Raw genomic sequence first — 1,116 nt, 5'->3', positions numbered from 1 at the left:
CTAGTTGTACGAGGCACGGACGTTGGTTACGCGATGCTGGCGATAAGCAGCGGGCGGTCGTCCTCCGCGTGTTGAATGCGGTCGGTGATAATTGTAGTGAACGTTCCACACCTCAACGGCAGTACGTCGTTGCTCCTCGCTGGTGTACTCACGGGAGTACAGCAGCTCTTCGGCGAGGATGCGGTTGTAGCGTTCCACCTTCCCGTTGTGTTTCGGTGTGTACGGCATGATGCGGTAGTGCCGCGCCTCTCGCAATGAAGCAGTGAAATCGGCTGCCCGATAGCATGATCCGTTGTCGGTGATCACGCGCTCGATCCGGTTGATGCCGTGTGCCGCGAAGAAGACGCGGGCGTTGTTCATGAAATCGACGGCTGTTGCTGCGGCTTCGTTGTCGCGGGCCTCGGTGTACGCCAGGCGCGTATTGCCGTCGATCGCGGAATGCAGATAGGTGTAGCCGATGCGGGCCTGTTTGTTCCTCGTTTTCCGGCGCTGCGATCGCTTGGTCTGCTCGGAGCCTCGCCCGTGGGCACGCCACCCGCCACCGTCCGGAATTTTTCCGACTTTCTTGATGTCTACATGCACCATTTGACCAGGTCGTTTCGCGACGATGACCTGCGGTTTTCGGTTGGTTTCGCCGTTCGGGTCGATGAACCGGCGGCGGTGCAATCCCAGGTTCCGCAGGATTTTCGTGACAGACCGTCGAGCAATGGTGATGCCGTCGGTGCGCAGTTCGAACGTGATCCGCGAGGCCGACCACTTCCGGGTCCGTCGCATGGATTCGATCTCGGTCACGATCTCTGCTGCTGTGGCGGTCGGGTGGTGTTTCGGTGTGCTGGATCGGTCCTGTAATCCCAGGTCACCGTACTGACGATGTCTATTGACCCACTTGGAAGCGCATTGTCGGGAGATGCCCATTTCGGCGGCGACGTGGGCAATCGGACGACTCTGGCAGCGCTCGATCAAGCGTCGTCTTCCCTCCACAGTCAGCGGAGCATTACGGTGTGTCACAGGGCTGGTCCCTTTGCTGTTGATGGTCAGTTTCGCAACTTCCATCCTGCCGCGAAGGACCAGCCCGTCCACTTCAATCCCGCGTCAGCAACGTCCATACCCGCAACA

At 59.6% G+C, this 1,116-nt stretch carries 2 protein-coding genes; one reads left to right on the top strand and one right to left on the bottom strand.

Annotated features, from left to right (window positions below):
- On the bottom strand, nt 1-981 hold the full coding sequence (locus AC1Q61_RS32745; RefSeq protein ID WP_492651488.1) for an IS481 family transposase: 981 nt from the start codon (nt 979-981) through the stop codon (nt 1-3).
- On the opposite strand from AC1Q61_RS32745, the gene AC1Q61_RS32740 reads away from it, so the two are divergent.
- Nucleotides 871-1,116, top strand: a 246-nt coding sequence (locus AC1Q61_RS32740; protein WP_372581731.1) for a hypothetical protein, incomplete at its 3' end; no start/stop codon positions are given. The genes AC1Q61_RS32745 and AC1Q61_RS32740 overlap by 111 nt on opposite strands.

Source organism: Rhodococcus sp. MPR-R1B (assembly GCF_058793255.1).
Note: the sequence above shows the minus strand (reverse complement) of the source record. Positions and strands in the feature narration are given on the sequence as shown.